The following is a 22,718-nucleotide window of genomic DNA, read 5'->3' on the forward strand; positions in this document are numbered from 1 at the left end:
ATATTAATTTATACAATGAATTAGCTTGTGGTTTTATTTTTAATAACGCTAATAAGTAAGATTAGGTGCATACTGCATTACTCAGACATTTCAACCAATCACTTTTAACCATAGCCAACCTATCACCATGCGCAGCACACACGCAACCGAGTAGTGTTGATCTGCATTGCGTTGCCAGTTGCATACGTTGGCAGGTTTAACGCGTCTAACTGGCTTAAAAGCGCTATCTCGACCCAATCTTTGCCTAAACCTCATTGATAAATAGTCAACGTTAAGGCGTGAGTGTCACCACATTCCCTTGGCAATCAGCGGTTAGACTGTCGGCTGTCAGCGCATCAACAACGATCTGCGTATCACCCGCGACCTTAAATGCAAGCGGTGCAATCAGACGCCCCTCACCGGTGAAAGCTGATTGTAACGCAGCCTTAACCACATACCGCGCAGGCCCATTAATATAGAGTTAAATACTAATAAACAGAAATATTTTTAGCCGAGAAAATAAAGCACTGTACACTGTTGGTGTTACTTGAATTTTGGTTAAACATTCTTCACAGCGAAAATACAGCAAAACAAAAATGGACTCTCTTAAATTGAGTATAATCCAATCGACATCTGAGAGGAAAAGTGAAAAATGCGATCACCATCTCAATAAAGTTAAACTGTTCTTGGTGTAAACTAGCAGTCAACTTTTTAGAGAGATTATTGCGGGGATATTATGGCTCTACCTGAAAGACACTACTACCCATTAGATTTAGCAGCAAAAAAGCTAAAATGTGAAGTAAATGATCTGCTGCATTATGCTTCGATCGGTTTATTGGAACTCTGTGTATCAACACCCAAACGTCCAGACTATGATGAGGAAGTTGAAAATGAAGAGGATATTGAAAAAGATGATGTTTCAAATAGAAAATACTTCATACCAGAAATAAAATATACTGATAAACGTAAAATAGACAAAGAAATATCAAGCTTGAGAATAAGATACGAAACAATAAACACTACGATTGTAGCAAGTTATAATGTAAGAAATGACACATATGGGATGGTCGGTATAATAGGTATTTTAGCAGTGCCATTCGATAAAATTAAAAATATCGATTGCATCGACAGTGAATTCATAGAGACCTCTTATTTAACACTACCAAGAACAGAAAGAAAAGTGGCAGTTACAGAAAATATATCCATAGGGAAAATATTCTTCAGAAGACCACTAAAAATAAAAAAAGATTTTCTAGTTATCACTTCTGAGGAATTAGTTATTTTAAGTAATGGTGGGAAAAACATTAGAGATTCAAATTTTTTGAAAAACAATAAAGATGAGGCTTACTTTGCATCTGAGAAAAAAATAGAATCTAAAAAGTCAGAAAACCTTAAGTCTGAATTTATAAGAGGCCTTCTTTTAATAAAATACGGCGAAAGAGTAGCAGAAAACCCACGATCTTACTTAGATGATGATGAAAGTACTATAAGTGTTGATTTTCGAACAAAAGGCCTAACTCCACCGAGTGGAGTAACCGTAAATGGATGGCTAAAATAACTCCTCATAAATAGGCATGTCTGTATTAGCGGCATGCCCTTTTATGCTCAATTTTCAGGCGACTCAAGTACAATTGAATCAGCTATACTCTTTGCATAGTATGGCAATTTACCAAGAGTTACGTCGTAGCTACAGGTGACCATATCTGTCGAGGTTTTCTACACTTTGTCACCCAGTGCTATCGATATCAGCCTATTATCTGACACAGTCACCAAAAATTGCCCCGTTACCCTTCTGTACCTCCCGCGCTACTGGGCCTCTTAGAATACATTGGCAAAGAGCTAGGCGGATTGCTTCTGGTTGACCGCGCATTTCACTACCGGTATCTGTGCCATGCATATGTGGATGCGAAGGATCAACATGCCAGAGATTTTTACCTAAAATATGGCTTTATCAGCTTTGAATGCAGGACTGACTCGTTGTACTTGCCACTGGCTAACGCCCTATTGAAAGATCTCGCATCTTTTAGCATTCTATATCCTATTGGTTACTCAATTTAGCCACTTCACCTATGCTTTTTGGTTGTTTTTCAGGCTAAAAATCAAGTGACATCACGCTATAGTTATACGTTTAGTTATACAATAAAAGTTGAATCTTTATATATCATTTAATATCAATGAGATAAAACAAGGATTCAACTTTCCCCAGCGTACCAGAGCCATCCAACGAAGTCCTAGAAGCCCACATGGCGCAAGCCCTGCGGGCTTTTTTGTACCTTCAATTTGTCCCTCGAAGTCTGAAGCCAACTAATTAAATCCGAACCTTTTAGGCACCTTGTTAGGCACCTCGTAAAGCATTATTGTTTTTGAGGTGCCTAAAACTATGGAAACCCGGCAATGGCAAGACAAACCAAACCTTTAACCGACTGCATTACCTGGCTGACAGGGCTGGGTTGACGGGGAGCTTCAGCCCGGAGCAATTACAGAAACTGGATCAGGCTTTCCCGCTGTTTATAGAACAACTGGAAAATATGCTGCGCTTCGGCGAGCTAAATCCACGTCAGCAACATCAGGTGACCATTCAGCTTGCGAGTTTACCGTAACTTACTACTAATGACCCTCCCCAAGGATTGATGATGACAGCACAAATACCAAGCAAAGTTTTTACTGTCTGTGTCTCTATGACTGACTGGACATGTTGCCCTGACGAGTATGGCCCTTTCCTCCCCAATGCAGATTTAAAAGCAGCGCTGGAGGCCATGCACATCAATCTTAATCTTTGTGGTCTATGCGATTACTATTTTGACGAAATTGCGGTAGGGACTGGAGATATTCTGGTATTCACATCATCCAGGTTTACAGAGACATACTTCATCGCTGACCTGTATCGAGGGATAACCGACCAACTAGACATTGTCACCTTTTATGTAAGTTGCCCTCACCAAGAAGTTTTTGAGCAGGTAAAACCTTACCTGCGGAGCTTCTTCGACCATGCTAGCTGTCAATTTGCCTACGAAGAAAGCAACATATCAATGACCGCCGGTGGCATTGTTGAAAGCAGATCGGGCGATACATACAGAGTGATAAAAGAAACGGGTTACCGACAAAAGGTTATTTTTCAATCCGGGAGTTTTGCTAATTAAAAGATGTGATTAGGCATAGATGAGACCACTCTTCCAGTTTGCTCACGGTAGTTTTCCCTACTCGTTATTCATTGAAATATTTGCTTAAAAATCATTCACAGAAAGATATCACTTTTCATAATTGGTACACGTTTAAGTACACACAACAAATCTGAATTCGATTTTTACCAATAAATACAAAAAACCAATCCGAGCCTGTCCATTTATTCAGATTCCCCCACCCCAAATAGGTTACCGGTGATACCAGATAGACCCGGTGACAATAACGAAAAAGCCCGCAATTCACGTTGCGGGCTTTTTTGTGTCTGTAATAATCCAACATGTTGGTCGGTTCTCTATAAATAACTTTTCTGCCATTTATCCAGCCAAGTTACCCCAAACTATCCCAATCAGGTAATTTTTTCACTTTCCTTAACCAGTAGTAATGCAAAGCCATGCATATCCCAAAAAACAGCATGGCTGTACAGCTCGTCCGCAACACCATCAATAGGCTATAACCTTCACTTTTCCAGGCGGAAAACCACATAAATGCACCCCACAGAGAACCAAACCATCCTCCGAAGCAAAGCACATTCAGCCAGAACGGTGCAAAGGGTGGCGGTGGAACGTTGATCCCCCATTTCCACAACAAGCGCGTGAGCAGTGGTGCGCAGCTACTCCGCCGCATCTTTCTCTCTTCCATCAGTGCTAATGCTCGTTCTTTCTTTTCATCAAACGTCATAATCGGGACTCCCATCGCTTCTCTTACCTCAAAGTTGCCCGTAAAATACTCCTTTTTAGTTATAGGTGTTTATACAAGGAGCAAGAAATGAAAAAAATGATAATGGCTGCCGTTGCACTTTCTTTAGGCCTTACCCACTTTATCGCTACAGCAGAGACGCTGTCCATTGAACCGGGCTTGTGGCGCGACGGCGGTACCATAATGATCAACGGACAAGCCCTACCCAATTCACCTGAGGATGATGGAGAAGATGAAGAGTGCGTGTCAGCAGAGCAAGCTAAAGATTTGCGCGCAGCAATGGCGTCGAGCTTTAAAGATTCCGACTGTGAGATCACTTCGTGGGACAACGCATCAGGAAATAAACTGGAGATTGGGCTTGCATGCGTTAACGAAGAGGGGAAATCCAAAGGCAAACTCAGTGGTGTGTACACCCGCACTAGCTACGATCTCAAAGGACGCATGGACGGCACCCATGTCAACGCAGGCCCATATTTTATTGATATGCATTGGTATGGGAAACGGATTGGCGAATGTCATTAAGCCGCATTCGCTCTAAAGGACATTTATCCCCCTCAAGGTACAGAGTTGTTGGCTGCATCAGTCAGCTAACAACCCGTAGCATCACTAAGCATCACACATCGGTTCAAAACACCAACCCCACAGGGAAAAAACCTGTTTCGTGCAAATTTAGGGTTTATGGCACCAAAAATAACAAACAGTGAAGTTAAACAGGACTTTTCGGGCAGATCTCGCTATAACGAAACGGTATTTCATTTTTCTTTTAAAAGGGATGTTTTGTGGAACGCAGTCCGCTTCTTTTCACCAACAAAAAATTTGTCTTCTTCGGTGCCACCTTCTGTTGCCTCCTCTGGGGGAGTGCCTACCCGGCGATCAAAAACGGTTATGAACTGTTTAATATCTCGCCAGATGATATCCCCAGCAAAATGGTGTTTGCCGGTTACCGCTTTTTGCTGGCAGGGCTTGTGCTGCTGATGTTTGCCGTTGCCAGTGGCAAATCAATCACCAATATGAAACCACTGCATTATAAGCAGATGACTATTTTGGGCTTAACCCAAACGTCGCTACAGTATGTATTCTTCTATATCGGCTTGGCGTATACCACCGGCGTCGCAGGCTCCATCATGAATGCAACCAGCACCTTCTTTAGCGTGCTGCTGGCGCATTACCTCTATCAAAACGATCGGTTAAGCTTCAATAAAATTATTGGCTGCGTGCTGGGTTTTGCTGGCGTGATGGTGGTCAATTTTAGCCCCGACCTGACCAATTTCACCTTCACGCTGATGGGCGAAGGGTCGGTGGTGCTGGCCGCCTTTATCCTCTCGGCCGCAACGATTTATGGTAAACGCATCTCCCAACATATCGACAGCACGGTGATGACGGGCTATCAGCTTGCCATCGGCGGCCTGGTGCTTACGCTGGGCGGCTATCTGTTCGGCGGTGAATTGACGCAGTTTGGTTGGCAGGCGCTGCTGCTGTTGGGCTATCTGGTTTTACTATCATCGGTGGCGTTTGCCCTATGGAGTTTATTGTTAAAATACAACCGCGTGGGAATGGTCGCCCCTTTTAACTTCCTAATCCCGGTGTCTGGTGCCGTACTTTCTGCCATCTTCCTCAATGAAAGCATTATGGAATGGCGCAACGTCCTGGCATTACTGCTGGTGTGCGGTGGTATTTGGCTGGTTAACAAGATTAAACCAGCGTAGCCACGCTTTTTAACGGTAAGCCTGCGCCAATATCCGCAGGCTTACCGTTTTACTGCCCCGTTGCAAATAACGCAAAAAACCCGCGGCAAAATCCATGTTGCAGCGGGGTATGTGGGTCAGTAATGAATGATCTGATTTAACTTATAATATCGTAACGATTTAACACTTTTGACTGTAACGACCTACTTACGCAATATTTTCTGCAAGCGTTCCTGCTGCCAGCGGGTCAGCCAGTCTTGCAAGAAAAAGACTTTTGCACCTTTGAGCACGATGAACGTTCCCCAAATGGCTAACGGCCAGATAAACCAGACACTGGCCGGGGTGATAAAACGGTTAATGGCGTACAGAAACACGTTAACCACCACATAAACCAGCAGGCTGCGGTAAAAGTCGCTCTCTGCGGCAACCCTGGCCTTGGCGCTTTCAATCTGCTTATCCAGCGCACTATCACGCTGCTCGATATAAGGCTGCTCTCCGCTGCCGGAAATCTCTGTCACGCTGATGTTAAAGACGGCAGCAATAGCGCTGAGTGTCTCAAGGCTGGCCTGCTCGCCATTCTCGATACGCTGTATGGTGCGCACGCTGAGGGACGAAAGCTCCGCAAGCTGTTCCTGTGACCAGGCTCTGGAAAGCCGCAGTTGTTTAATGCAATTCTGACTCATGGACATCATCCTTTATAGGCGAGTGGAAACTTCGCACACTATGCCGTGAAGCAGCACGCAGCAACAGGCCAGCAACCCGACAGTAACCTGACACCTTGCCGACAGCATGAGTAACGCACAATTTGGCAGTTTGGATAATAAGTGAAGGAAGAGGAGCGAGCAGAAGTGATTTGTAATAAAGGGCACTGATAAAATTTTTACCTTCGCGTTATCACCACCGTTAGCAAACTGCGTGCGCGATCGCTCCCCCTTACCGCGAGGAGCGATTTTCCACACAAGCGCTTAACTGGCCGTTATCGGTTCTGCCCGTCGTGGTTTTACCACCAGCGGCAATAGCAGAAGCGCTGAAGCCAAGGTCGTTACCGACAACACCACGAAGAAGCCATCCCAGCTCCAGGTTTCGAGCACTTTAGCCAGCGGCCAGCCAGACAGCCCAGCCCCCAAGTAACCAAAGATGCCGACAAACCCGGTCGCAGCCCCGGCAGAATCTTTATGCGCAGACTCAGCCGCTGCGATGCCGATCAGCATCTGCGGGCCAAAGATAAAAAAGCCGATAAAGAAGAAACAGGTGGCTTTAAACAGATAGCTATCGATACGTAACAGCCAGATCAACAGCACGCTGACAAAAATGCCGATCATAAAAATGATATTCATCGGCACCCGGTTACCGGCAAACAGCTTATCCGACCCCCAACCGGCCACGATGGTGCCGATAAAGCCACCAATTTCCAGCATGGTCAGAGAAGAGTTGGCTTTCACCAGCGAATAGCCATGATTCTGTATCAGGTACAGGTTGCCCCAATCGTTAATCCCGATGCGCACCACGTAAACAAATACATAGGAGACCGCCAGCAGCCAGATGTATTTATTGCTGAAGATATAGCGTTTTAGGATCTCCATCAGCGGCAGTTTGGCGCTGGTCTGTTCCTGTTCCAGCTCTTGCGGATCTACCCGCCATTGCCCCACGGTCGGCAGGCCCATGGCCACCGGACGATCGCGCAGGCGAAAGCAAAGGAAGCAACCGCTGACAATCGCGATGAGTCCTGGCACGATCATCCCGTAGCGCCAGCCGTAATTCACCGCCAGTACCCCCGCCAGCAGCGGAATAACCGCCCCACCGACGTTGTGCGATGTGTTGCAGATGGCCCACCAAAATCCCCGTTCATTGCGCGAATACCAGGTAGTGAGCAGTTTGGAACAAGGAGCCCAGCCCCACCCTTGGAAAAAAGCGTTGGCGATCCAGAACGCCGTCAGGGCAAACAGCGACGAACTGAAACCGAACAGAATATTAATCACCCCCGTCAGGATCAGCCCGATGCCCATAAAATAGCGCGGGTTGGCGGCATCGCTCAAAACGCCAGAAATAAAACGCGAAGCGCCGTACATAAAGTAGAACAGAGTTCCCATCAGGCCGACATCCGCCACGGTTAATCCCAAGTCTTTCAGCATTTCCGGCATCACGTAGTTAAAGCTTTTGCGGGTGAAGTAGTACACCGCATAGCCAACATACATACCGAGCATGATATGAATACGCCAGTAACGATAGGTACGGTTAACCTGCTCGGCATCTGCGGTAACGGGTTGCACCGGTGCTGATTTCATCCATTTGATCATCATATTCACCTGTCATGCGAGAAGGTTAGGCTGTGAATTACTGTGGTGGGAGAGCGCCACCAGCACCTGCGCATGCAGTTGCGGGTCGCCCGCGGCAACAACGGTGGATTGGGAATACATGGTGAGCGGCTCGCCGTACCAGTCGGTGATCTTGCCGCCTGCGCCTTCGATGATCGGCACCATGGCGCAGTAATCGACCTCACGCATGCCGCCGCTGTCGACGCTGAGATCGATACGGCCTGCTGCCAGGCAACCATAGGCATAGCAAGCCGCGCCATAGATCCGCCACTTGCTGGCTTTGAGCAGATGGTTGTAGCCCGCCCGATGTTCAGGCAGCACAAACTCGGTATTGCTGGTGGACATCAGGGCACCGGCCAGATGCTGGCAGGGCCGCGTGCTGATCGGCTGGCCATTCAGCGTGCTGGGTTGCCCGGCAATGCCGACCCAGCGCTCATCTAAAGCGGGAATATCAATGATCCCGACCACCGGGCGGCCGTGATGGCACAGCGCCAGCAACGTCCCGTAAACCGGAACGCCCGCGATAAACTGTTTAGTGCCGTCGATGGGATCGATCACCCACACCCACTCTTCGTTCTGAACTTCGGCACCGAACTCTTCCCCCAAAATGCCATGGGTGGGAAATGCCAGGTTTAACTGCTCGCGGATCAGTTGCTCGACTTGCTGGTCAATGAGGGTGACCGGGCTGAGATCGTCCTTAGTATCAAATTCCCGGCCGCCGTAGAGGTAACGCTGGCGTTCCTGTTTAAGTAACTGACGGCTCCGATCGGCGATGGATTCGGCTACCTGAGTGAAATGCTTCAGTTCCATATTGATGCTCCCAGTTGCAGGTTCTTGTGAACAACGTTGCGGCTAACAGACTCTGTTTAACGGAAGTGAAAAGCCGCCGATTAGCGAAGTACGTAACGCTTATCTGTATGTTTTTTGTTTATTTTTTGTTAAACAGAATCATCACTATGGTATTGAAGGGGGGTTAGATGCTTGAGGGATTTCTTTAATAGAGATGGCGAAATTGGCATAACAGCAGGCAAGAAACGTGCTCACAATCTCACAGCTAGAAACTCTGCGTGCATTTAGCAGGCTGACCTGCCGTATCTCTCTGCCCACACTAGAAAAAGTGTGAACTTGTTCTAGTCTTTACTAGGTACAACCACATTATTCCGCAGTGGCTAAGGGGTTTACGATGAGCGAAAGTTTGAAAGATGGCACGATTCTGCTGTCCAGAATCTTGCTGATGATGTTGTTTATTATTTTCGGTTGGATGAAGCTGACCAACTTTGGTGCCACGGTAACGGCAATGGAGGGTTACGGCACACCGCTGCCCTATGTGGCTGCGATCGTTTCCGTGATGGTTGAGTTTATTTTCGGCGTCGCCATTGTATTGGGCGCATTTACCCGGCCGCTGGCCGTTATTTATGCGGTATACGTGCTGGGTACGGCTCTGATCGGCCATCCATTCTGGCGGATGAGCGGTGCAGAAATGCTGGTTAATGAGATTGGCTTCTTTAAAAACATCAGTATTATCGCCGGGTTGCTGCTGTTGTCGATCACCGGCGCGGGCCGTTTTTCACTCGATCACAAATGGCTTAAACAGTAATTTTTATAGCCAACGGCGTTTAACCGCGCCGTTGGCTGCCATATCTAACGCGGTTTCAGGCAGTTCTGCTCTTTCCAGCCATATAGCCATTCCAACGACCGATAGAATTCCTGCTGCGATTTGCCTTGCCACAGCAGGTTACGCACCGAACGCTCAACGCCTTTGGCATGATACAGCCTCCCCATTTCACGGGTAGACCAGACGATACGCGCCGTACGCGGAATACGCACCGACTCATACAGCGCAAAGGCTGCGGCAAAATCCCCATTGCAATGGGCGATCGCCTCACCCAGCGTCACCGCATCCTCCAACGCCATGCAGGCTCCTTGCGCCATATACTGCGCCACCGGGTGTGCCGCATCGCCGACCAGCGTCACACGATCGTTTCCCCATTGGCTCGATGGCTCACGATCGGCAGTCGCCCAGCGGCGCCAGGAGGTGGGTTTGTCCAGCATCTGCCGTGGGCGTGGGTGGATCCCTTCAAAATAAGAGAGCACTTCTTCTTTACTGCCGTCGGTAACGCCCCACTCTTCCGCTTGTCGGCTATGGAAGGTGACCACCAGATTATATTGAGCACCGCCGCGCAGCGGATAGTGCACCAAGTGGCAATGCGGCCCGGCCCACAGCACTGGCGCGTTAATGCGCAGATCTTCTGGCATATCCGCACATTCAATCACCGCGCGGTAAACCACATGGCCGGTCACGCGCGGGCTGTCGTTCAGCAGTGAGGCGCGCACTACCGATTTCCCGCCGTCGCAACCCAGTAAAACATCGGCCTCATAGCGGTTCCCTTGGCTGTCGAACACTTCTACACCCTGCGGATTGACGCGGATATCTACCACCTGCGTCGAGGTTTTATAGCTCACCAGCGGGTTCTTCAGCGCCGCCTGCCACACGGTGTCGTGAATATCGACGCGGTGGATCACCGCATAAGGGCCGCCAAAATGTTCGCGGAATGCCTGGCCGGTTTCGATACGCACCACTTCATTGCCATCTACCGCATCCATCATCGAGATATGGTCGGTAAATACCGCGCGTTCACGTGCCACCTGGCCAACGCCCAAGCTATCCAAAGCCGAAAAAGCGTTTGGGCCAAGCTGGATGCCCGCGCCAATCTCACCGATCTCATGGGCGCGTTCCAGCAGCAGCACCTTGATACCACGCTTAGCCAGAGACAGCGCGGTCGCCGCACCGCCGATACCGCCACCCACCACAATTGCCGTTGCCTGTTTGCTCATCGTTATTCCCCCAATGTGTTGCTCTGTGTTTTTCTTTTTTTAAACCGGGATCACATCCGCCTGTTGTTCCGGTGCGGCAGCGATAAACGCGGGCAGCGCACTACAGGCCAGATAAACCCTGGCGCAACGCGGATAAGCCGCAAGATCGCACCCCATCCGTAGCGCATTGGCCCACTGCGGGATCAGGCAACAGTCTGCCAGCGTCGGCGCATAGCCCACGCAGTAATCCCCGGAATCCGCCCGCACCAGCAGGTTCTCTACCGCCGCCAACCCCTCGGCGATCCAGTGGGCATACCAGGCTTTTCTCTGCGCTTCTGAAATACCCAAGGTATCGGTCAGATAACGCAGCACGCGCATGTTGTTGACCGGGTGAATATCGCAGGCAATCGCCAAGGCAATCTCCAGCACCGCCGCACGCTGCCGTTCATCCTGCGGTAATAGCGGCACCTGCGGATAGCGGCGATCCAGATAGTCGATAATCGCCAGTGACTGGCCCAACGCCTGCCCGCGATCGTCGACCAATGCAGGCACCAGGCCGATCGGGTTCAACTGCCGGTAGGCGGCACGCAACTGCTCGCCTGCGCGGATATTGACTCCTTCACTTTGATAATCAATGCCTTTCAATGCCAACGCGATCCGCACCCGATAAGAGGCTGAGCTGTTAAAAAAACTGTAGAGCTTCATGGTTGACCTCTTATCAGGCGATGTTAACCCGTAGCAGCGTCAGCCCTTCAACGGCACCATCGATACGATCGCCACGCACTACCGGGCCCACGCCTTCCGGCGTACCGGTATAGATCAGATCCCCTGGTTGCAGCTCAAAGAAGCCGGAGAGATAGCTGATGGTTTCCGCCACCGACCAGATCAAGTTACTGATGCTGCTGCGCTGATGATCTTCGTTATTCACCGTCAGCCAGATCGCGGCTTGCTCGATATTCTTCACGCTGCCTGCCGGGTGGATTTGGGCGATCGGTGCCGAGCGATCGAACGCTTTACCAATCTCCCACGGCCGCCCCATTTTACGCATTTCCATCTGGCGATCGCGGCGCGTCATATCCAAGCCGGTGGCATAGCCATAGACATAATCCAACGCCTGTGCGACCGGAATATCGCTGCCGCGTTTGCCGATCGCCACCACCAGTTCGATTTCGTAGTGATAGTCATCGGTTTGCGCCGGGTAGGCCAGCGTCAGGCTTTCACCGGCGGCCACCGGCACCACCGCATCCGCCGGTTTGCAGAAGAAGAATGGCGGTTCGCGATCGGGATCGAAGCCCATTTCGCGCGCATGGGCGGCATAGTTACGGCCAACGCAATACACCCGATGCACCGGGAACAAACTGCTGCTGCCAACAACGGGAACGGCGGTCACCGCCGGTGGAGTAAACAGGTACTGACTCATAATGACTCTCCTTTAATGATGTGATGTGGCGTCAATCAGCCGCGCGCTTCACGCAGCAGGCCCAGCGCTTGCTGCACTGGCCGATCGGAAAAGCTGAACAGCACGCTTTCGCTGTGCGTAACAAAGCTGAGCGGTTGCCAGGAAGGCACGACGAAAATATCTTTGGCGGTATAACTGAATGACTGATCGCCAATAGTGACGCTGCCTTCCCCTTCCACCACGTGATAAATGGTGCTGTCGGTGGTGCGGATCTTCTGGCTGCTAAAGCCTTTCGGCAGCAGTTGCAGGAAGGCGGCCATGGTCGGCATTGGCGCACCGCCGTTGGCCGGGTTGACGTAGCGCAGCTTGATGCCTTCGCACTCGTCCAACGGGCCATTACGCAGCAGTTGTTCCAGCGCTTCGCGGCTGCGGTCATAGCGGTAGTTGAAGATTGGTGACGAATTGCCTGCCTGATAGCGCACCGGCAACAGATTGGCGGCGTAGCGCGGTTGGAAGTCGTTTTCCGGGCGCGTCACCGGCTGTTGTTCCTGCGGGTAGTTCTCGGCAAAAGCACAGCCAAGATAATTGACCAGCGGCAGATCCAAGCCATCCAGCCACACCACCGGCTGCTCACCAGGGTTACCGTGATCGTGCCATTGCCACTGCGGCGTGAGGATAAAATCCCCCGGATGCATGGTGGTACGTTCGCCGTCGACGGCAGTAAACGCCCCTTCCCCTTCGACGATAAAGCGCAGCGCCGATTGCGTGTGGCGGTGGCTGGGGGCCACTTCCCCCGGCATGATCAATTGCAGGCCCGCATACAGCGACTGAGTGATCGAAGACTTGCCGCGCAGCGCCGGGTTTTCCAGCACCAACACCCGGCGTATCGCCTCTTTGGCACCAATCAGTTCGCCGCTGCGCATCAGGAATGGCCGAACTTGTGCATATTTCCACAGCGCGGCCACGCATCCGGCATTAGGTAACGTTGTCACCAGATTGTGCAGCGACTCCCACAGCGGCGTGAGGTTCATTGCATTGATTTCCTGATAAAAACCCGCTCTTTGCTGTTTTATTGCTGGTGTTAATTCAGACATCGTATGCTCCTTTTAGTTATCCGCGGGCGATTTGTGCTTTGGCAATTTTGCGCACGCCGCGCACCTGGTTGAACAGCACGCCCAGGGCGATAGCGGCCAGCAGCGCCGGGATGGCGATAAACATGAAAATAGTGGAAAACGACAGATTGAACGACAGCATCACCCCACCGCTAAGCGAGCCGAAAATCGCGCCGCAGCGGCCGACGGCATTGGCCCAGCTCACGCCGGTGGCGCGGCACAGCGTGGGATACAGCGAAGCCGAAAGCGCATTCAACCCCACCTGTGAACCACTGATGCCGATGCCGGTGCCCAGTACCGCAAAGGCCATGCCCCACAGCGAACCTTCCGAAATGCTGATCAACACGATAAACAGCGCGCCGATGCCATAGCTGGCCGCCAAGACCAGATAGGGGTTGCGGCGATCCATCAACTGACCGATGACGATCGCCCCCAGCGTACCGCCCACCTGGAACATGGCGGTGACCCATGAGGCATGCTGTAAATCGATACCGCTGTTATTGAGCAACGTTGGCAGCCAACTGGAGAGCAGGTAAACGATCATCAGGCTCATAAAGAACACGCACCACAGCAGCAAGGTCACCGGTAGCACGCCGCGCTGGAACAGCGCCGCCACCGAGCTTTTCGCCGTCGGTTGTTCCGGCAGATAAAACTCCACATCGCGGTAGTCCTGCCCGGTAATGTTGTGCAATACCGCCGCCACCTTTTCTGGCTGGCTGTTACGCAACACGCGGTAGCGAGGCGACTCTGGCAGCACAAAAATCAGCACCAACAGCAGTGCCAGTGGCAGTACACCGCCAATGATCAGAATGCCTTCCCAGCCGATCAGCGGTACCAGTTGCGCACTCACCAACCCGCCCAATGCGGAACCGAGGGTGAAGCCGCAGAACATCAGCGTCACCAACCCCGCGCGCCGCCGCTTGGGCAAAAACTCCGAAGTCAGCGTGATGGCATTCGGCATCGCCCCGCCCAACCCCAAACCGGTCAGGAAACGCAACAGCGTCAGGGTATTCATATCCGGCGAGAAAGCGGAAAGCAGGCTCATCAGGCCGAAGAACGCCACACAGAACTGCATGATCTGCTTGCGGCCAAAACGATCCGCCAGCGGCCCAAACAGCAGCGCCCCCAGCGTCAGGCCAAACAGCCCGGCACCGAACAGCGGGGCCAGATGGACAGTATCAAGCTGCCATTGCAGGCGTATCGCCGGGGCGATAAAACCGATGGCCGCAGTATCAAAACCATCGATAGTGACCACCAGAAAACAGCATGCCAGCACACGCCACTGGAACGCCGAAACCGGTGCTGCATCAATAACATCCTGGATATTAAGCCGACGAGAGTGCTTCATGGCCGATTGCCTCTTTGGGTGTAGGGTCTTTTGTTGTTTTTGTGATGGGTGTTGCTAAGTTGTTAATACTATGTGCGAGCGCAATGTGAAAAGATAATGGCATTTCCGCCCTGGCGATAACCTGGAGGTTATGACAAATGGCAGACTGGACTCAGCGACTTAAAATCCATCATCTGCGCTTATTGATGTGCCTTGGCGAGCAGGGCAACCTGACGCAGGTGGCAAAAATGATGAATATCACCCAGCCTGCGCTGTCGAAATGGCTGTCAGCGCTGGAAGAAGAGGTGGGGATTGTGCTGTTCGAACGCCACAGCAAAGGGCTGCGGCCGTCGGAAGGCGGGAAACTGCTGCTGGAACATGCGCGCCGGATCCTTAACGATCTCGATCGCTCGCGTGAAGATATTGCCCGCTTCAAGCAGGGCGGCCAAGGCAGCCTGCTGATCGGCTGCTCGCCGGTAGCGACCGACTGCGTCACGCAGGCGATCCTGGCGGTGGTTGATGATTACCCTAACGTGCATCTGCAAATTGTCGAAAACGTGATGACGCCGCTACTGCAACATCTCTTGTCAGGCAAGATTGACGTGGTGGTTGGCCGCATTGGCGGCCACGCGTTGCAACTGCCACTCAACTATCGCGTGCTGTATACCGAACCGGTGTGCTTCGTCGCCCGTACCCAGCACCCTTTGGCGGCGCGCAGCAGCATTGCCTGGGATGAACTGGTGGCCTACCGCTGGATCGTCTGGCCAAGCGGCACGCCGATCCGCGTCAGTATTGATAATGCGCTGGTGGATCAGGGCGTGATGCTGCCCAGCGATCACATTGAGTCGGCATCGATGAGCGTTACCTTGGGGATGATTCAGGGCAGCGAGATGATCTCCATCCTGTCGTGGCGGCTGGCAGAACGCTATGCCGCCCAGGGCCAGCTCACCATTCTGCCGCTGCCGCGTATCGAGCAGAAAGGCAGCGTCGGCGTGTTCTGGCGCAAAAACGACATTCCCTCCGGTGTGCTGCAACGCTTTCTCAACCAGTTGATCAGCGATGCTGCCGGAGACAGTGCTTAACGGCTGCGTTTGGGGAATCACACACCGCTGACCTGCAACTCCAAGGAGTTTGGGTATATACTGCAAGCCATCATCGAGTGCCGCAAAGGGAAAAAACCATGACAATGCGCGAACTGGACAGCCAGTTTCAGAATGCAATGAATGAGTTGCAGGCCAGCTTTGAAAAACAACACCGCGAATGGCAGCAAAGCTATCAGGCTTTGCAACAGCAGTTGGAAGAAGCCCAACAGCGTGAAATTGCACTGCGGATGCAAAACGAGCAACTGCTGCACAAGCTGAACACCGCCAGTTCGGTGCCAGAGCAGCATGCGCTGATCAAACAGATCAAAATGCTGGGGGCGCATCTGGATGCCCTGGCAAAAGACGCCGCTACCTTCAACCGCTATGCCCATAATCAGCAACACGCCAGCGGCAATTTCAGCGGCGAGCAACACGGATAATTTCAGGCGCTGTTTGCAGCGCCTCCTGCCAACTGCTGGCGCTCCAAAACGGTAAAACATCATCAATGACGTGGATCATCATCGCCGCCCTGATTGCAGTATTTATTATTGGTTACCGCATTCTGACTTCCGACACCCGCAAGGCGATAGATTCGCTGGTACAGCAACTCAAAGTAAAGCCGATGCTGATTGAATCGATGCTGCAAGAAATGGGCAACCGCAACAGCCAGACGTTTATCCGCGTGCTGAACAACGGTTATACCGAAGAGATGCATCAAGCCGCCTATCTGCTGTTTATCTACCTGACGTTTATCAAGCAGGCGGACGACGAACAGATTGGCCTATGGCGCGAAATGCTGCTGCGCGCCGGGCTATCGCCGGAACTGCATGCCGAGCACACCGAGGCAGCACTGTTCTATTTCGCTGAGCTGGATTTGGATGCGTTCGAACTGGCGCAGTTCCGCCGCGCCTATAACGAACGCTATAACCGCGAAGTGCTGACTCACTGGTAAAACAACCGGGAAGCTAAGAAGCCGTTTTACGTTTACGCCATTCGCTCAGGCTGACGCCATAAACCCGCAGAAACTCGCGGTTAAAGTTGGATTTAGTGCTGAACCCGGCTTGCAGCATGATGTCAGTGACCGAACGCTCGCTGCCGATTAACCATTCAGCCGCTTGCTGGATACGCCGTTGGTTGACGTATTGCGAAACATTCATCCCCGTCTGCTGGTTGATGGCTTGTGACACCTTGCGTGCCGGTAGCCCTACTTTGCGTGCCAAACGCGCCAGATTCAGATTCGGCTCCAGATACAGATCGTCCTGCAATAACCGCCGGTTAATCTGCTGAAACCAGAGTTCGCACTCTTCGGCGTCGGGGGCCGCGCGGGTTAACGCCGTCTGCATAGGAGGCTCTTCCGATCCCGGTTGCTCCCGAGCACCACCAAGCACCAGCGCCACGCCGACCACCACCAGCACATTGCCAAAAGCTGCCAACGCGCCAGCATGACGGCCCGCCAACAACGCGTAATCCAGCGTAATAGCCAGTTCGGCAAAACCGCTGATCATCAACAAGCCACCTAACCCACACCAGAGCCGGTAACTGAGCCAACTGCCTGCCAGCGAAACCTGCTGTAATCCATTTTCGCCGCGCCGCAGATAACCCAGGATGGCAGCGCCGTAGCCCAAATAACCCACAACGATCAGCCCATCCAACACGAACAATACTTTCCACTGGGCCAACAGCGTTAACAGCGGTAATAACAGATGCCCAGCATCCCGCCATCCCACCGGTCCGCGCGCATAGAGCATCAACACCAGATAACACAGCGGCGGGATCAACGCTGCACCCAGCGGTTGCAACGCAGCGGCCCACGGCTGTTGATAGCCAAAACGGATCCCCACCAACAGGCTTTGCCAAGCGCATATCAGCAACAGCAGTTGCAACAGCCAACGACGCGGCTGCGGCTGCGGCTGCGGCTGGCCAAGGCGCACGATCAAAACCACGCACAACAGGCTGAACAGAAATGACAGCGGAATAAGCGGCATGGGTCCCCTCGTTACAGGCTTACGGAAAGCCAATGAGTGTAGAAGCCATCGTCAGCTAAAACAATCATTTAGCGACCTTGATCGCGATCGAGGTCGCCGATGGCAGGAACCGCTGCCACTGTTGGTTTCCCTTCCTCGTTTAAGGAACAATAATGAAAAATCTGTGGTTCTTGTGGTTACTGTTTAGCAGTGTGGCAACAGCAGCGCCCTGGCAGGTCGCCAGCCGCTTACAAACGTTTTATAACGGCGATCGTCAGTTGGTTACCCGTATCTATTACCCCACCGCGGCCAATGGCCCGTTGCAAACGGTAGGCGACAGGCCAGTTTTTACAGGTATTAAAGCGCAACCCGATGCGTTACCGGCAAGCGGGCATTTTCCACTGGTAGTGCTGAGCCACGGCAGTGGCGGCAACAATAGCAGCCAAGCCTGGCTGGCGCAGGCACTGGTGCAACAGGGCGTGATTGTGGTCGCCGCCAATCATCCGGGCAGTACCAGCGGTAATTCCATCCCCGCACAATCGATACGGCTCTGGCAGCAAACGCAAGATATTTCAGCACTTCTCGACGCCATGCTCAGTGATGCAACCTGGCGGCCGCGGATTAATACTCAGTCAATTGGCGTAATGGGCCACTCCAAAGGCGGTTATAGCGCCATTGCAGCCATTGGTGGCCGAGTAGTCTTGCAAGATTTTGTCGCTGGCTGCCAGCGCTGGCCAAATTCACCAAACTGTCTGTTTTACCAAGGGATAGCGCTGGATAACGTCTCCACCACCGCGTTTGATGCCAGCTATACCGATATCAGGATCCGCTTTGCGGTCGCGCTCGATCCGGGCATGGTGCCTTATTTACAACCCGCCAGCCTGTGGCAGTTAAGCGCACCGCTACTGATCGTCGCCGCACCACACTATATGCCAGGCGAGGTCGATGGCGGCCTAGGGAGTGAATCGCTGGCAGCCTACGGCGGTCAACGGGCTATTACTGCGTTGAAACTGGCGGGTGCCAATCACTTCGACTTTTTGCCGCTATGCAATACAGAAGCCTTGGTGATATTGGCGCAGGAAGGAGAAGCCTTTATCTGTGCTTCTGACGTACAGCAGCGAAAGCGGGTACATCAACAAACCATTAACGCAGTACTGTCTTTTACACAGCCATGGTTACCCGCGCCCGTTGCAGAATAGGGTTTTACGAAGGGAAAATAGGGTCAAAGATAGCTGGTCAGGAACAGTTCCCAGGCCGCTGCCAGACCACACAGCGTTACGGCACTGAAGATCACTTCAAACAGATAGCGGTTAATCATGATGATATAACCCCAAAAGAAGACACCCGGAGAACCGGGTGTCTGGATACTTAGCTGATGACGCAGAACCTTTAATGGCCTGCCATCTTCACTTATTTAGCGGCTGGAGCAGCGGCTTTTTTGCTGGCTTTGTGGTGTTTTTTAGCAGCCTGGGCTTTTTGCTCTGGCGCTTTTTTGCTGTGTTTCTTGGCTTTAGCTGCCTGAGCTTTCTGCTCTACAGGTGCTTTTTTAGCGGTAGCTTTGTGGTGCTTTTTAGCGGCCTGAGCTTTCTGCTCTGGCGCTTTGGTGGTGGCTTTCTTGTGCTCTTTCTTATGATGAGTGGCTTTTGCAGGAGCCTTGTCACCCGTTGCTGGAGCAGCCATGGTATCAGTCGCCGCTGGGGCAGCCGCCGGTGCCGCAGTATCAGCAGCGAAAGCAATTGAAGACAGACCCATAGTGGCAGCAACGATCAGCGCTAATACTTTTTTCATCTTTAAATCCTCAGAGAGTGTTTTTTCGGTAAGCCCCGGTTGGGCCGTTGAACAGATAATAAAGCAATCAATTCAGTACTTCCGTGAGTGATTGGTTTCGCCGAGTAACCAAATGTACAAAGCTGGTGACCCCTGGTTATTCAGTTCAATGACCCTGAATGGCTGCCCTCTTCCCGTACTCGCCAACATCGATTAAAAAATGGTCTACACTTACTGGATGTGTTCAGAAACGGAGAGTCGAATGTTCAAGAGAGCTGAAAAAGTAGAACGAGACATCGATCAGGATCTGGCTCTGCTGGCCGATACGCTAGATGAGGTATTACGCGATTCCGCCAGCAAAACCAAAGAGGAACTGAGCGAGTTGCACCGCAAGGCAAAAGGCGTTTTACGCGATGCCCGTGCACGTTTCAACGATTCCAGCAGCCTGACACAACATGCACGTGACGTGGCAGATCATGCCGATAGCTATGTTCGTGACAAACCCTGGCAGGGTGTCGGAATTGGTGCCGCCGTTGGCATCGTCATCGGCCTCCTGCTCGCCCGGCGTTAAACACCCCCTGTAGCTAAAAAGATGAAATAGATGTGCGTCTGGCCCACGGGAAACCGTGGGCCGTTTAGTTTTGCTCTTAAGGTTGCGTAGCGCTATCACAAACACCGTAATACCCGCCGTCATGATCGCCACATCACCCTGCCCGCTCTGGCAGCAGAAAACGATGGCGACATCGATTCGGTGCATACTAATCTTCTTGCTGACAAAGAAACCGATGCCAAAGGGATCGAGGTCAACACGCTGGAACTGGTAAAAACGTTGTTCATCAACCAACCGGATATCGCGCATGCGGTAGAAGACCTGGTTGAGCAGATTGGCATCAGCAAAACCACCGCGCGCCGCTACCTGGAGCACTGCGTTGCCACCCAGTTCGTGCGCGTCGAAATGCTATATGGCAATATCGGCCATCCACGGCGGTTGTACCGTAAGGTTTAGTCGAGCACAGGCACCCATTGCCATTGAACTGTCATATTACAGAGATATCCTGCCGTGGCGATATCCCCTTGGTATCAGGTTGTGCCGTTTAACATTGATGTGTGTCTATTTTCACCCGGCCACCAAAGCCGGGTTTTTTGTCGTTGTTATTCAAAAGGTATAACGCAGCCCCACGCGGATACGGTATTGCTCCGCATTATAATCCAGCCAGCGGTCCAACCATTGCAGTTCCAAATAAGGCATCCAGTGGGTGTCTATTTTATAGCTGAACTTATTAGTAATCTCCCAATGGTGGCCTTTACCATTTTTACTGTGGAAATCATTCACCCGAATAAAGTAATGCGGTTCGAGGGTATAATTAAGCGCATCAGTGAGTTTAAAATTCCAGTAACTGGCAAACTCATGGGTATCATTACGTGCCGGTTGGCCGTTAAAATCGATGGCGTCATAGTTGCTACGGTTATAACGATAGCGCACGGTCAGGTTAAACATGGGCAGGAATTTATAGTTGTTATCCAGATACAGCGCTCCGCCGGAACCGGCACTGTTGGCATTAACCAACCCACCGGAAGAAATGGTCCATTGCTCCGTTGGACGGAACAGCGGATACCAGCCTTCCAGCTCGTTATAGCTATGGTTCAACTGGTCAAACTTACCGATGTTATAGGCATTGGTGGCCATTACCCCGGCACCGCCATCAAAGTTATACCCTGCGCGCAGGATCACCTCATTCAATTCCGAGGCGGTATTGTAGGCTTCGCGAGTTTCCAGATAAGCGCGCCCGGCCTGAGCGCTGGCCGAGGTAATTAATGCCGTAATCAACAGTAATAATTTAACTTTATTCATCTTGATTCCCCAAATGGTCTGGATAAAAGAGCGTAGGCAACCCGCCGCCATGCAATAGCGCATGGCGGCAGAGTGTTATTTTTAATAATTAAATTTCTTTGATGGCTTGCGTGTTAACCACTGGCTGAAAGGTTATCTCCTTACCGTGGTTGCCTTTGCGCATATTGATTTCATTTATTATCTGCATAAACAGTTGCTCATTTAATTTATAGAAAGCCCCCATCATAATTGCAGCCACCATCGCCAATAGGCAGGGATAAATAAAGATCAACTGACGCAAGCCTTCCAACACCGCGGGCGACTGCGCAATATTAGGGATGTAGCCAATTTGCGTCAGCATAATCCCCGGCAGCAGTCCTGCCAGCGCGGCGGAAATCTTGCGTGAAAAGGTATAGCCGGTGTAGACCGAACCTTCCGCCCGGATGCCGGTTTTCCATTCGCCATAATCGACGGTATCCGACACCAGCGCCCAATTGAGGCTGTTCACAAACGCCGTACCAAAGAAGGCCATGCAGGAGAACGCCACAAAAGAGACTGAGCTGTCGCCCCAGCCGTAGTTAAGCAGGTCGCCCAGGCACCACAGCAGCAACCCGCCAAGGTAGACGCGCTTTTTGCCAAAGCGCTTCACCGCCGCAGGCACCATCAGCACGCCAATCAGAATGCAGCCCATGCTGAAAAAACCCATATAAGACAGCAAACGGATATCGTGCAGCACGTATTGGGTGTAATAAACCTGGATCGCCAGCTTGATGTTAAACGCCGCCAGCGTACACAGGTTGGCGATACACAGCACCAGCAGCGGCGGGTTGTTGAAGATGCCGCAGAAGGATTTGAAGATCCCCGGTTTATGGTGTTCCGGCACAATCTCGACATAGCGCTCCTTTACCCCGGCATGGCACCACCACATGCAAAACACACCGCAGGTGGCAAACACCGTGGCCGCCGCCAGATAGCCAATCTCCGGGCGAGCGGTAAACAGCGCCTGGATCGGCACAAACCCGACGGTGCACAGCAGCAGGCCGAGCGTGGCCCCGCCCTGCCGCCAGGCGGCCAGTTGCGCACGTTCATTCGGGTTTTTGGTGATTGCTGGCACCATCGCCCCGTAAGCGCAGTTCATCAGGCTATAAAACAGGCCGAACAACATAAACAACACGGTGGCCAGCACGGTTTTGGCATTCAGATTGAAACCGCTATTGAGGAAGTTGGCCACCGCCAGCAAAGCCACCGGCAGCGAGGCATAGAAGATAAAGGGCCGAAACTTGCCTTTGGCCCCGATATTACGCCGCGAATCCAACAGTACGCCGGTCAGCATATCGGTGAAGGCGGTAAAGAATTTGGCAATCAGGAAGATCACCCCGCCGTAGATCGCGGGCAACCCCAGAATGTCGGTATAGAATTTCAGCAGATACAGCGTGCCAATACACAGCATCAGGTTAGAACCGAAGTCCCCCATGCCGTAGGCCAGCTTTTCACGCAGCGGCAACCGCAGCGTGACGGGATCGTTGTAGGGTGGAGAGTTGGCCATATCACAGGTCCTCGTAGC

23 protein-coding genes and 2 pseudogenes are annotated in these 22,718 nt (G+C 51.8%); 12 read left to right on the forward strand and 13 right to left on the reverse strand.

From position 1 onward, the window contains the following. Positions 1–715 precede the first annotated feature (715 nt). The 3 genes and pseudogenes from ACX9GT_RS19225 to ACX9GT_RS19235 all read left to right on the forward strand — a co-directional run bounded on the left by ACX9GT_RS19225 (position 716) and on the right by ACX9GT_RS19235 (position 3,119). A complete protein-coding gene (locus tag ACX9GT_RS19225) occupies positions 716–1,537 on the forward strand; it encodes a hypothetical protein (RefSeq protein WP_473188257.1) in 822 nt (273 codons plus the stop codon). Positions 1,538–2,387: 850 nt separating this feature from the next. Further along, a pseudogene (locus tag ACX9GT_RS19230) lies at positions 2,388–2,573 on the forward strand (type IV toxin-antitoxin system YeeU family antitoxin); the annotation flags it as partial. A 36-nt stretch (positions 2,574–2,609) separates the two neighbouring features. After that, positions 2,610–3,119 (forward strand): hypothetical protein, encoded by a 510-nt coding sequence (locus tag ACX9GT_RS19235; protein WP_473188258.1) that lies wholly within the window; start codon positions 2,610–2,612, stop codon positions 3,117–3,119. 370 nt (positions 3,120–3,489) lie between these two features. Here the strand turns inward: ACX9GT_RS19235 and ACX9GT_RS19240 are convergent, their stop codons facing one another. Continuing rightward, on the reverse strand, positions 3,490–3,840 hold the full coding sequence (locus tag ACX9GT_RS19240; protein WP_473188259.1) for a DUF6404 family protein: 351 nt from the start codon (positions 3,838–3,840) through the stop codon (positions 3,490–3,492). 87 nt (positions 3,841–3,927) lie between these two features. On the opposite strand from ACX9GT_RS19240, the gene ACX9GT_RS19245 reads away from it, so the two are divergent. Beyond that, entirely contained in the window at positions 3,928–4,380 is a 453-nt protein-coding gene (locus ACX9GT_RS19245; protein ID WP_473188260.1) for a DUF3617 domain-containing protein, read from the forward strand. 257 nt (positions 4,381–4,637) lie between these two features. Then, positions 4,638–5,564 (forward strand): DMT family transporter, encoded by a 927-nt coding sequence (locus ACX9GT_RS19250; RefSeq protein WP_473188261.1) that lies wholly within the window; start codon positions 4,638–4,640, stop codon positions 5,562–5,564. Positions 5,565–5,746: 182 nt separating this feature from the next. Here ACX9GT_RS19250 and ACX9GT_RS19255 read toward each other — a convergent pair whose 3' ends face one another. The 3 genes from ACX9GT_RS19255 to ACX9GT_RS19265 form a co-directional block, all read right to left on the reverse strand. Continuing rightward, positions 5,747–6,226: a 2TM domain-containing protein gene (locus tag ACX9GT_RS19255; protein ID WP_473188262.1), complete on the reverse strand. Its 480-nt coding sequence runs from the start codon at positions 6,224–6,226 to the stop codon at positions 5,747–5,749. 282 nt (positions 6,227–6,508) lie between these two features. After that, positions 6,509–7,840, reverse strand: coding sequence for an MFS transporter family glucose-6-phosphate receptor UhpC (uhpC, locus tag ACX9GT_RS19260; RefSeq protein ID WP_473191640.1), 1,332 nt, complete (start codon positions 7,838–7,840; stop codon positions 6,509–6,511). 12 nt (positions 7,841–7,852) lie between these two features. After that, complete coding sequence (locus ACX9GT_RS19265; protein WP_473188263.1) at positions 7,853–8,668, reverse strand: inositol monophosphatase family protein; 816 nt, start codon at positions 8,666–8,668, stop codon at positions 7,853–7,855. 373 nt (positions 8,669–9,041) lie between these two features. Between ACX9GT_RS19265 and ACX9GT_RS19270 the strand changes: the two genes are divergently transcribed. After that, entirely contained in the window at positions 9,042–9,455 is a 414-nt protein-coding gene (locus ACX9GT_RS19270) for a DoxX family protein (RefSeq protein WP_473188264.1), read from the forward strand. Positions 9,456–9,499: 44 nt separating this feature from the next. Here the strand turns inward: ACX9GT_RS19270 and ACX9GT_RS19275 are convergent, their stop codons facing one another. Genes ACX9GT_RS19275 through ACX9GT_RS19295 form a run of 5 tightly spaced genes read right to left on the reverse strand, consistent with a single transcriptional unit; the run spans position 9,500 to position 14,531 of the window. Continuing rightward, positions 9,500–10,693: a 3-hydroxybenzoate 6-monooxygenase gene (locus ACX9GT_RS19275; RefSeq protein ID WP_473188265.1), complete on the reverse strand. Its 1,194-nt coding sequence runs from the start codon at positions 10,691–10,693 to the stop codon at positions 9,500–9,502. A 39-nt stretch (positions 10,694–10,732) separates the two neighbouring features. After that, positions 10,733–11,377, reverse strand: a complete 645-nt coding sequence (gene maiA / locus ACX9GT_RS19280; protein WP_473188266.1) for a maleylacetoacetate isomerase — start codon at positions 11,375–11,377, stop codon at positions 10,733–10,735. A gap of 13 nt (positions 11,378–11,390) precedes the next feature. Beyond that, positions 11,391–12,092 carry a fumarylacetoacetate hydrolase family protein gene (locus ACX9GT_RS19285; RefSeq protein ID WP_473188267.1) on the reverse strand — a complete coding sequence of 234 codons (702 nt, stop codon included), beginning with the start codon at positions 12,090–12,092 and terminating at the stop codon, positions 11,391–11,393. A 35-nt stretch (positions 12,093–12,127) separates the two neighbouring features. Continuing rightward, positions 12,128–13,165, reverse strand: a complete 1,038-nt coding sequence (gtdA, locus tag ACX9GT_RS19290; protein ID WP_473188268.1) for a gentisate 1,2-dioxygenase — start codon at positions 13,163–13,165, stop codon at positions 12,128–12,130. Positions 13,166–13,181: 16 nt separating this feature from the next. Beyond that, positions 13,182–14,531 carry an MFS transporter gene (locus ACX9GT_RS19295; protein WP_473188269.1) on the reverse strand — a complete coding sequence of 450 codons (1,350 nt, stop codon included), beginning with the start codon at positions 14,529–14,531 and terminating at the stop codon, positions 13,182–13,184. A gap of 137 nt (positions 14,532–14,668) precedes the next feature. Here ACX9GT_RS19295 and ACX9GT_RS19300 point away from each other — a divergent pair, with 137 nt between their 5' ends. The 3 genes from ACX9GT_RS19300 to ACX9GT_RS19310 all read left to right on the forward strand — a co-directional run bounded on the left by ACX9GT_RS19300 (position 14,669) and on the right by ACX9GT_RS19310 (position 16,544). After that, positions 14,669–15,592, forward strand: coding sequence for a LysR family transcriptional regulator (locus tag ACX9GT_RS19300; protein ID WP_473188270.1), 924 nt, complete (start codon positions 14,669–14,671; stop codon positions 15,590–15,592). Between the two features lie 98 nt (positions 15,593–15,690). Next, entirely contained in the window at positions 15,691–16,032 is a 342-nt protein-coding gene (locus ACX9GT_RS19305) for an MbeD/MobD family mobilization/exclusion family protein (RefSeq protein WP_473188271.1), read from the forward strand. A 65-nt stretch (positions 16,033–16,097) separates the two neighbouring features. Then, positions 16,098–16,544 carry a DUF1198 family protein gene (locus ACX9GT_RS19310; RefSeq protein WP_459401628.1) on the forward strand — a complete coding sequence of 149 codons (447 nt, stop codon included), beginning with the start codon at positions 16,098–16,100 and terminating at the stop codon, positions 16,542–16,544. A gap of 13 nt (positions 16,545–16,557) precedes the next feature. Here the strand turns inward: ACX9GT_RS19310 and ACX9GT_RS19315 are convergent, their stop codons facing one another. Beyond that, positions 16,558–17,577 (reverse strand): helix-turn-helix domain-containing protein, encoded by a 1,020-nt coding sequence (locus ACX9GT_RS19315; RefSeq protein WP_473188272.1) that lies wholly within the window; start codon positions 17,575–17,577, stop codon positions 16,558–16,560. 152 nt (positions 17,578–17,729) lie between these two features. On the opposite strand from ACX9GT_RS19315, the gene ACX9GT_RS19320 reads away from it, so the two are divergent. After that, positions 17,730–18,755: an alpha/beta hydrolase family protein gene (locus ACX9GT_RS19320; protein ID WP_473188273.1), complete on the forward strand. Its 1,026-nt coding sequence runs from the start codon at positions 17,730–17,732 to the stop codon at positions 18,753–18,755. Between the two features lie 211 nt (positions 18,756–18,966). Here ACX9GT_RS19320 and asr read toward each other — a convergent pair whose 3' ends face one another. Beyond that, a complete protein-coding gene (asr, locus tag ACX9GT_RS19325) occupies positions 18,967–19,344 on the reverse strand; it encodes an acid resistance repetitive basic protein Asr (protein WP_473188274.1) in 378 nt (125 codons plus the stop codon). Positions 19,345–19,585: 241 nt separating this feature from the next. Here asr and ACX9GT_RS19330 point away from each other — a divergent pair, with 241 nt between their 5' ends. Together ACX9GT_RS19330 and ACX9GT_RS19335 are read left to right on the forward strand one after the other, a co-directional pair. After that, positions 19,586–19,894 (forward strand): ElaB/YgaM/YqjD family protein, encoded by a 309-nt coding sequence (locus tag ACX9GT_RS19330; protein ID WP_473188275.1) that lies wholly within the window; start codon positions 19,586–19,588, stop codon positions 19,892–19,894. Between the two features lie 207 nt (positions 19,895–20,101). Beyond that, positions 20,102–20,329 (forward strand): annotated as a pseudogene (locus ACX9GT_RS19335) (response regulator); the annotation flags it as partial. 150 nt (positions 20,330–20,479) lie between these two features. Here the strand turns inward: ACX9GT_RS19335 and ompL are convergent. Continuing rightward, positions 20,480–21,175, reverse strand: a complete 696-nt coding sequence (gene ompL, locus ACX9GT_RS19340) for a porin OmpL (RefSeq protein ID WP_473188276.1) — start codon at positions 21,173–21,175, stop codon at positions 20,480–20,482. An 88-nt stretch (positions 21,176–21,263) separates the two neighbouring features. Then, complete coding sequence (locus ACX9GT_RS19345) at positions 21,264–22,700, reverse strand: MFS transporter (RefSeq protein ID WP_473188277.1); 1,437 nt, start codon at positions 22,698–22,700, stop codon at positions 21,264–21,266. Positions 22,701–22,718 lie beyond the last annotated feature (18 nt).

The organism is Serratia sp. YWN4, from assembly GCF_055790845.1.